This window comes from uncultured Gemella sp. (genome assembly GCF_963529685.1).
Classification (GTDB): Bacteria; Bacillota; Bacilli; order Staphylococcales; family Gemellaceae; genus Gemella.
In genome coordinates this window covers 1-9,377 of sequence record NZ_CAUSAI010000055.1, presented here as the reverse complement: position 1 = coordinate 9,377, position 9,377 = coordinate 1, and the positions used below count along the sequence as shown (strand labels likewise).

Genomic DNA, 9,377 nt, shown 5'->3' with positions numbered 1-9,377 from the left:
TTATGAAAATATGTATCAAATTGGATATTCTGTTGTAGAAGAAGGAATTGAAAATATAGATAAATTAGATAACTTCACATTATTAGATTATGGTCATGATTTTTATGCATCGCAAACATTTTTAGATGAAGATGATAATCGTGTACTAATTGGTTGGATGTATGTACCAGATAGTAGCTATACAAATCCGACTACGAAGTTTGGTTATCAAAACTGTCTGACTGTGCCACGTGTAGTAAATTACAAAGATGGAAAAGTTAGACAAACGCTACATAAGTCTGTAAAAGATTTATTAGGTAGCGATATTAAATCTAATGACTTTAACAAAAATACATGGTATTATAAACAGGAACATGGAGAAAGTTTTGAAATTAGTGTAGCTGATTTTAAAGTTAGCTATGAAAATAAAGAATTAAAAGTTTCTTTTGGAAATAGTGGCTATGGTAGAGATGATAGAAAATATAAATTAGATTTAGAAAATGTAGAAATAGTATTTGATAGTTCATCAATTGAATTATTCGCTAATGATGGATCATTTGCACTTTCGACAAGATTTTATCCAGAAAATCATAATGTGAAAATCTCAGCTACTAACTATGTAGCAAAAGAACTTGGAACAATCGGAATTAGAGAGGAGAACTAAAATGGCAGTTTTATGTATAGGAGAGATGCTAATTGACTTTATCGGAGAAGGTGTAGGAACAATCGATAAAGTAAAATCATTTAAAAAAGAGGCTGGAGGCTGTGTAGCCAACGTTGCGTGTGTTGCACAGAAACTAGGACATAAGAGTTATTTATTAACATCATTAGGACAAGATGGTTTTGGTGATTTTCTAGAGAATACTTTAAAAAATGAAAATGTAGACTGTAGATATGTAAGCCGTAAAGCTGATAGTTTTACACCATTAGCATTTGTTTCTTTAGATGAAACTAGGGATCGTTCATTTAGTTTTTACTTTAAAGGTTCATCGACATTAAGAATTAGTAAGGAAGATGTTGAAAAAGTTGACTTATCGGAAATTGAAGCAATTCATTTTGCAAGTATTGCAATTCAAGAAGAATCAAAAGATAGTCATCATCTTCTTTTGAAGAAAGCAAAAGAAGCAGGAGTTTTAATATCGTTTGATGTGAATTTGCGCTTTAACCTTTGGGATGACCACAAAGTATATCTTGAGACTATTAAAGAATTCTTACCTTATGTTGATGTAATTAAAGTTGCTGATAATGAATTAGAATTTTTAACAGGAACTGCTAATATCGAAGAAGCGTTAAAAAAAGACTTCAGTCACATGAAAGTTGTTCTTTATACAAAAGGTGAACATGGGGCAGAAGTTTATTATGAAAATCACAAAGTAGTAACTGAAATACCAAATATAAAAGCTGTTGATACAACAGGCGCAGGGGATGCTTTTGCTGGTTCATTCTTATCTAAATTATTAAATCAAAAAGATATTAATAATATTACAGAAGAAGAACTGTCAGATATGGCAACTTTTGCGACAAATTACGCTAGTTTAACAACTACAAAAACAGGTGCAATTTCAAGTTACTTAACAGAAGAAGAGTACAATAGTTTAATATAATTATAAACGAGCTAACTCAAAAGCCCTAAAATTCAACAAAGTTCATATGAAAACTCAAATATGCAGTGATTTATTGATATCTAAATTCGCTTTATGAAAGCTTTTTAGATATTTAATAAACTTTGTGGGAGTGATTTAACAAAACTGATTTCTCTGAAATCATTAGTTTGGAGTCACTCTCTTTTTTATGGATAGAAAAATATGGGATATTATGATAGAATTAATGTTAAATAATTAGAAAATGAAAAGAAATTAATAAAACTGGTAAATACAATTCCTAGTTAATATAAAGATAGGAAATAAATTTAAAGTAAGAAATGAAGTAGAGATGAGAAGAAATAATATAAAAAGTAAAACTGATTTTAAAAAAGTTTTTAAGTCAGTTTTATTTTTTAAGATAAAATTTAAAAAAGTGACAGTTCAAGTAAAAAAAATTGACCATTCAGGAAAAAAAACAACAAAAAATATTTAAATAGTCTATAATAAAAAGTGTAAACTTAGAAATAAATGAATTTTAAGAAAATAAATAGAGTTTAGTGTATATAAGTTAATGAAAATAAGTGAAAGAATTATTTTAGTAATTGTAGATCTTTAGATATTCAAGAAACAATAGAAGTTAGTTTCAGATTATGTGAAGAAACATTAGTAAGGAATGGATATTAGAAGCAAGAAAGAGGGAAAGAGGTAAATAATATGTATGATAAGATAGTGATGAAATATAAAAAATCTGTAACAATATTACTTGTTATAGGAATTATCGTAACTTTAGCAAGTCTAATGGATAAGGTAGAACTAGCTTATTCGAGTTATAAGGCGGGTTATTATACAGAGAAAGTTAAGTAAATATATAATTTTATAGCTATAAATAACAGACAAAAAATTATATATTTCAATGATAGACCTAAAAATGAAGATAAACCACCATTTTTCAATTAAGATAAAATGAATTACTACTTCTTATTCTATGATAAACTATATGTTTATGATAAAATAACATTAGAAGAGAAGATATATAACTTATCTGATTTTAATATAACGGATGCATATATAACAGTGATAAAAAATGCAGAATAGTTTAAATAAGCTATTTGTTTGAATTAAAAAGTATGCTTATTGATGACACAAAAAGATAATTTCTATGAGATTAGTTTTTGTGTCGTTTATTTTTTAAAAGTCAAGTGTATCAAGGTACTAGAGTACTTATAAATTAAATATTGTATTTAAAGATAATAAAAAAGGGCTATTTGACTTAATCTTAATTACTAGAATTTTTTCAATCTTCACTTGATTTCATTCTAATATTTTAAATTAAATCGAATAGCTCGTATAAAAAATAAACTCTAAACTAATAAAATAACATTTGTTCAGATTTTACTTATTAATTGTAAACTTCTCTACGGTGTTTATAATAAACCGCCACTATAACTAGTTTATCATCTTCTATTTCTGTTAATAATCTATAATCACCGATACGATAACGCCAAAATCCTTTTTTATCGTGTAGTAGTGCTTTTCCTTTTACTCTAGGGTTAATACAACCATTTAAATTTTTGTCTATCCAGTTGTATAATGTTCTTTTAGTTTGTTTATCTAGTTTCTTTAAATCTTTCTCTATTCTTCTATCAAAAACAACTTTATACATTATATTTCAAACACTTCTTTCATATCTTCAAAAGAAACATATTCTATTTCATTTCTTTCTTTGCGTTCTTCATATTCTTTCATTAATTGTAAATCGTATTCATCTTCTAATTTTTCTAATGCTAATTGTTTAATAGTTGTCGATAGTTTTCCGCCATATAGCCCTGCTACATTTTGAAAAATAGTTTTTTCTTCTTCATTTAATCTTATTGTTAATGTACTCATAATAAAAGCCCCTCTCTCTTGTATTACGTTTGTACTACAATTATATAATATACAAATTATTATTTCAAGTAATTTCATACTAAAATACATTAAGCCATTTAAACGGTGTATAAGCAGTTTAATTTTATTTTGGTGCAAATCATACCTTTCTATCTCTTGAAAGCTGTTAGCATTTAAATTAATAGCAAAATAAAGAAAACTAATCTTGTTTTCTTAACTTGATTAGTTTTTGTGTCGTTTATTTTTGTTTTGTGGAAGTAATATCTATTAAATATATAATAATATTTCTTTCGGAAATTCTTAGTAGATCTTTATGGTTTACAGATAATAAAGATTTCGCTTAATATTCTTTCATATATTTTATATTTCAAACTATATGGAATATAAAATAAAAGTTAGGATTCTTACTGTATATACATATTAAAATTTAAAATAATTATTCAAATATTGTTATAAAACTGTTATAATGTATTTATAGAAAATAAATATAGGGGGATATTCATGGAGAAATATTCATTAAGAAATGACTTCTTGGGGGAAGTTGTAGGTTCATTTATTTTAGTTCTTTTTGGAACGGGTTCTGTGGCGGCTGCGGTATTGTATGATGCTCATCAAAGTTTATTCCAAATAGGAATGTTGTGGGCATTTGCGGTAACTTTTGGTATATATATGACTAGAAACCTTAGCAATGCACATTTTAATCCAGCTGTGTCGATAGCTATGGTTCTTACAGGAAGAATGAGTGCTAAGAGACTACCCACTTATATTGCAGGACAATTCATCGGAGCGCTTCTAGGATCGTTAGTAATGTATGCTGTATATAGTGCATCATTAGCTCAGTTTGAGGCGAAAAAGAATATAGTTCGAGGAACATTTGAATCAGTAGCTACGGCGAAGATGTTCGGAGAGTATTATAATCAACCTGGTGGCTATAATATATCTATGCCATTAGCAATTTTTGTAGAAGCATTAGGAACGTTTTTATTAGTTCTAATTATATTTTTATTTACAGAAGGGGCGAATGTTGGTAGACCAAATGATAATATGGCACCGATTCAAATAGGTTTAACAGTTGGGTCGTTGTTATGTTTATTAGCACCTATAACACAAGCAGGTATGAATCCTACACGTGACTTTGCTCCGCGTTTGGTAGCGTGGATGTTTGGTTGGGGCTCTTGGTCATTTCCTGATTCAAACGGTGGATTTTTCTGGGTCTATATTTTGGGACCTATAGTTGGTGGAGTATTAGCTGGGTACTTGTTTACTAAAGTGTTAGAACCAGCATTGAAAAAACAAAAAGAATTAACTAAATAATATAATAAAGTTAGAGGAGAAAAGAATTATGACAAATAAAACAGATTTAATTTTAGTAGGTGGATTTTTAGGAGCTGGGAAAACTAGTCTTCTTTGGGAAGTTGCAAAACGTTTAAATGAAAAAGGTCGTAAAGTAGGATTAATCACAAATGACCAAGCGAGTGAACTTGTTGATACTTCGTTTTTAGAAACTAACAATGACATCGTTGAAGAAGTTAGTGGAAGTTGTTTCTGCTGTAATTTTGGAGGATTTGCAGATGCTATTTCTCATCTTCAAGAAGCAAACAACAGCGATATTATTTTAGCAGAACCAGTAGGAAGTTGTACTGACTTATCAGCAACTATTATGCAACCTTTAAAAGAAAAATATAACGAACAAGTTAACTTAAAACAACTTACAGCCTTAGCAGATCCAACTCGTCTAAAAGCGGTTCTAAAAGATCATTCAAATCCTGGAGATTATATTATTTATAAACAATTTGAAGAAGCGGATGTTATCTTAATAAACAAAGTTGAATTATTATCAGAAGAAGAATTAGCAAGTTTAGTAGAACAAACTAAAAAAGAGTTTAATAATGAAAATGTTCTAACGGCTAGTGTTAAGACTGGTGAAGGAGTAGACGAGTGGTTTGAATATATTATTAATAGCGAAAAAGAAGTGGGTAGAAGAATTGTAGAAGTCGATTACGATACATATGCTGATGGAGAAGCGTTATTTGGATGGTTAAATGGAACATATGCTATTGATAAAGAACAATCATTTGAAGCGTTAGCGACAGCATTCTTGGCTAATTTAGGAGAAAGATTTGATTCATTGAACTTGAATGTAGGACATGTAAAATTCCTTTTACAAGGTAAAGAAGAAGGTTTAGTAGGTAATATTGTAGGTAAGAAAGAAACGGCAACACTACGTAAATTAGACAATGCTAGTGATAAAGTGTTTCTTACAGTCAACGCACGTGTAGAAGTTCATCCAGATAAATTAGTTGAAATCGTAAAAGAAGAAGTTGAACGCGTATTTAACGTAGTAGGATATAAAGAAGAAACTTTAAATGCTTTAATTCCAGGACGTCCAAATCCTACATTTAGATACAGAGAAATCGTTAAACTGTAATTATAGAAAAAAATAACTATTTATGATAAAATGAATATGACAAAGGGTTGCTTGAATCAACTGATTCAAGCAACTGTTTAATATCAAGAGAAGGTGATTAAATGCAAAAAAATATTAAAATTAGATTATCAGTTGATAATTTTTATGATAATATTTCAAAAAACAAACAGAAGACGAAAATTGATCCAAAACAACTAAGTAAATCGTTAGGATATGATGAAAAAATTATTAATGAATTTCCTGATGAAATTAATATGGGACTTTCTTGCGGAAATCCAATTAACTACTTGAAAATTAAGGAAGGACAATCTTTAATCGACTTAGGATGTGGAGCAGGTATGGATATTTTCATTACAAAGATGAAAAATCCAAAAGTGGGTACACTTTACGGTTTGGATAGATTGGATTCTATGTTAGAAAAAGCAAGAAAAGTTCGTGATAATAAGAAGTTCGATAATATTGAATTTATTAAAGGTGAATTAATTAATATTCCTTTAGAAAATGAAACTGTTGATAGAGTTATTAGTAACTGTGTAATTAATCTAGAACCAGATAAGCAAAAAGTGTACGATGAAATCTATCGTATTTTAAAAGAAGATGGTATGTTTGTAATCTCGGATATTATCTTGAAAAAAGATTTGCCATTAGAATGGAAAAATTCTAGAAAGATGCACTGTACTTGAGTGGCAGGCGCTCTTCTGGAAGAAGATATGGTAGAAATAATTAAAAAAGCAGGATTTACTAAGTTCCAAATCATTAATTCTGATGTAACGGACGAATATGCAGAAAAATGGGGTTATGGAAAAGGGATGAAAGACTACATTCAAAGCGGCTTGCTAATAGGGAGAAAGTAAATATTTTACTCTAACAAAGTGTTAGTCATTTATTTTGACATGTATAGACAAAATAAAGTAAAATATAAACAAATGCAGTATAATTAATAATTTAACAAAATAATAAACATATTAAACAAAATCAATAAAAGATATTATAATGAATATTGTTTTTTATTTAATAGATGGGGATGACTCGACAAAACATTGTTTCTTAGAAATCCACGATTTTTGCGTCACTCTCATAAAAAATATTTAGAAAAATAAAAAAGGTTTAAACTTAATTTTAATTAACGGATATATAATAGACTTATATTCGAAAAGCAATACAAAAATATAGTTAGGAGTGACAGGCGATGAGATTATTATTAGCCGATGATGAAAAAGACTTAGTCGATGCTTTAGAAGCGATGCTAAAACATAATAATTACTCAGTTGATGTGGTAAATAATGGGCAAGATGCATTAGATTATTTAATGTTAGATGAATATGATGGAGCTATTCTTGATGTCATGATGCCACAAATGGACGGAATAACGGTTGTAAAAAAATTAAGAGAAAATAAAAAAAATACCCCTATATTATTACTTACAGCTAAATCGGAAGTTGAAGATAAGGTAAATGGTTTAGATAGTGGAGCTGATGATTATTTAACAAAACCATTTGTTACTAAAGAATTATTAGCTAGAGTACGTTCTATGACAAGAAGGCAAGCTTCATTTACTAGTAATGTATTAGAAATGGGAAATGTAACTTTAAGTAAACACACATTTGAATTATCAACAGAAAAAGATAAGGTAAGATTATCTAATAAGGAATATCAAATGATGGAATTATTAATGAGAAATCCAGGAAACGTAATTCAAACTGAACAATTTTTGGAAAGAGTTTGGGGATATGATAGCGAATCTGAAATTAACGTAGTGTGGGTTAATATTTCGTATTTAAGGAAAAAATTAAAAGCATTAGATGCTAATATTCATATCAAAGCTACAAGGAATGTAGGATATAGTTTGGAGATGTTAGATGTTTAAAAGTCTTAGGAGAAAATTCATAATAACATCGGTAGGTAGTGTAGCTGCAGTAATAATCGTTTTAGCAGTTGCCTTGAATATTATTAATTTTAATAAACTTGAAGAAAGAATAGATACAACACTGTTAGATGCTTCTAAATCGCAAGCTTTAACAAGAATCTTCTCAGAAGATGGAGATGATTTGGTAATTACGAAAAACTCATCTAGTCCGACAGATTATAATGGTTTTTCTATTGCTAAGGTCGATAATTTTGGCAAAATAATAAAGGCATATCGTGACGATACATTAGTACCAGATCAGACTGCCTTACAAAACAAGGTTATTCAAGCTTTGGAGAAAGATGAGGATAGCGGTTTTATAGATAGTTATAGGTATTTAAAAGTTAAGACAGAGGTAGGAAACTTAATTCTGTTTTTAAACTGTCAACGCGAAATAGATTCGTATGAATCATTCGCTCAAAATAGTATACTGATTTCTATAATCGTTATAGTTTCTGTATTGTTGTTAATTATTATGGTTTCAAAAAGAGTTATAGCGCCAATACAGCAAAGTTATACAAAACAAAAGCAATTCATAACAGATGCCAGCCATGAATTAAAGACACCATTAGCTATTATTAGTTCAAACGCAGATGTATTAGAAATGGAAAATGGAGATTCTAAGTGGACAAATAATATTCACAATCAAGTAGATCGTCTAACAAGCTTAGTAAATAGCTTGGTAGTATTTAGTAGAATGGAAGAAAAAGATACTGTTGAACGAGCGCGTTTTAATTTATCAGATGCGTTGAAATCAAGAATCGAAGATTTCAGCGAGTTAGCAGATTTTCAAAAAAGATATTTAATTACAGATATTGACGAAAATATTAGTTATTATGGAGAACAAGCATCGATAATTCAACTTATGGATATCCTTTTAGAAAATGCTATTAAGTATGCTCCGGTCGAGGGAGATATTCTAGTTAAGCTTAAGAGAAATAAAAAACTCGCTTTTCTTACGGTTTCTAATAAGGCAGATGTCGAAAAAGGTGATTTAAGTAAGGTTTTTGACAGATTTTATCGTCTAGATGAATCTAGAAATAGTGCTGTAAAAGGTTATGGTATAGGACTTTCTATGGCAAAGCTTATTACAGAAAAACACAAAGAAATTATTAAAGCGTATGCGCCTGAAGATGGAATTTTTAAAATTGAATTGCGTTTTACGCTTGATGAAAGATATTAATTAGAAGTAGTGGGAGTGATTTGACAAAATTGATTTTATCAAATCAATCCCACAAAGTTTATTAGATATTCAAAAAGCTTTTATAGAGAGAATTTAGATATCAATAAACAATTGCATCTGCGAGTTCTCATATGAACTTTGTTAAATTTTAGGACTTTTGAATCAGTTCCCTTGATAGAAATAAAAAATTACATGAAGATACAAGTGTAGATAATAAACTCTCTAATTAGTGTACTTAAAAGAATATTATTTCAGGTATAAAATTTGCTAACTCAGGTAATTTATTATATATTATGAGAACGTTTTATGTTATAATTAGTAAAAGGGAAATCCTTTAATTTTATAGGAGGAGGGGTTTTATTATGAAACCATTCAAAAGAACAGTAGAAAAAGTTTTAGCATGGATTGCTA

General features: G+C 28.9%; 11 protein-coding genes. 9 read left to right on the top strand and 2 right to left on the bottom strand.

Going from position 1 to position 9,377, the window contains the following annotated elements; translation table 11 throughout:
* The 3 genes from RWS90_RS07255 to RWS90_RS07245 all read left to right on the top strand — a co-directional run.
* Window positions 1-643, top strand: a 643-nt coding sequence (locus RWS90_RS07255; RefSeq protein ID WP_314550045.1) for a GH32 C-terminal domain-containing protein, incomplete at its 5' end; no start/stop codon positions are given.
* Window position 644: 1 nt separating this feature from the next.
* Window positions 645-1,583, top strand: a complete 939-nt coding sequence (locus RWS90_RS07250; protein WP_314550043.1) for a carbohydrate kinase — start codon at window positions 645-647, stop codon at window positions 1,581-1,583.
* A 693-nt stretch (window positions 1,584-2,276) separates the two neighbouring features.
* Window positions 2,277-2,426 (top strand): hypothetical protein, encoded by a 150-nt coding sequence (locus tag RWS90_RS07245; protein ID WP_314550041.1) that lies wholly within the window; start codon window positions 2,277-2,279, stop codon window positions 2,424-2,426.
* 535 nt (window positions 2,427-2,961) lie between these two features.
* Here RWS90_RS07245 and RWS90_RS07240 read toward each other — a convergent pair.
* The gene (locus RWS90_RS07240; protein WP_314550039.1) at window positions 2,962-3,225 is read right to left on the bottom strand and encodes a type II toxin-antitoxin system RelE/ParE family toxin; all 264 of its coding nucleotides are present in this window, start codon (window positions 3,223-3,225) and stop codon (window positions 2,962-2,964) included.
* Window positions 3,225-3,449 carry a type II toxin-antitoxin system RelB family antitoxin gene (relB, locus tag RWS90_RS07235; protein WP_314550037.1) on the bottom strand — a complete coding sequence of 75 codons (225 nt, stop codon included), beginning with the start codon at window positions 3,447-3,449 and terminating at the stop codon, window positions 3,225-3,227. The genes RWS90_RS07240 and relB overlap by 1 nt, the downstream gene beginning before the upstream one ends.
* Before the next feature lie 501 nt (window positions 3,450-3,950).
* Here relB and RWS90_RS07230 point away from each other — a divergent pair.
* The 6 genes from RWS90_RS07230 to RWS90_RS07205 all read left to right on the top strand — a co-directional run bounded on the left by RWS90_RS07230 (window position 3,951) and on the right by RWS90_RS07205 (window position 8,966).
* Window positions 3,951-4,763: an MIP/aquaporin family protein gene (locus tag RWS90_RS07230; RefSeq protein ID WP_314550034.1), complete on the top strand. Its 813-nt coding sequence runs from the start codon at window positions 3,951-3,953 to the stop codon at window positions 4,761-4,763.
* 28 nt (window positions 4,764-4,791) lie between these two features.
* On the top strand, window positions 4,792-5,877 hold the full coding sequence (locus RWS90_RS07225) for a GTP-binding protein (protein WP_314550033.1): 1,086 nt from the start codon (window positions 4,792-4,794) through the stop codon (window positions 5,875-5,877).
* A 101-nt stretch (window positions 5,878-5,978) separates the two neighbouring features.
* Window positions 5,979-6,560, top strand: coding sequence for a methyltransferase domain-containing protein (locus RWS90_RS07220; RefSeq protein ID WP_314550032.1), 582 nt, complete (start codon window positions 5,979-5,981; stop codon window positions 6,558-6,560).
* A gap of 27 nt (window positions 6,561-6,587) precedes the next feature.
* Entirely contained in the window at window positions 6,588-6,731 is a 144-nt protein-coding gene (locus RWS90_RS07215; RefSeq protein WP_314550030.1) for a methyltransferase, read from the top strand.
* A gap of 335 nt (window positions 6,732-7,066) precedes the next feature.
* The gene (locus tag RWS90_RS07210) at window positions 7,067-7,744 is read left to right on the top strand and encodes a response regulator transcription factor (RefSeq protein ID WP_314550029.1); all 678 of its coding nucleotides are present in this window, start codon (window positions 7,067-7,069) and stop codon (window positions 7,742-7,744) included.
* A complete protein-coding gene (locus RWS90_RS07205) occupies window positions 7,737-8,966 on the top strand; it encodes a HAMP domain-containing sensor histidine kinase (protein ID WP_314550028.1) in 1,230 nt (409 codons plus the stop codon). Before RWS90_RS07210 ends, RWS90_RS07205 begins: the two co-directional genes overlap by 8 nt.
* Window positions 8,967-9,377: the final 411 nt, after the last annotated feature.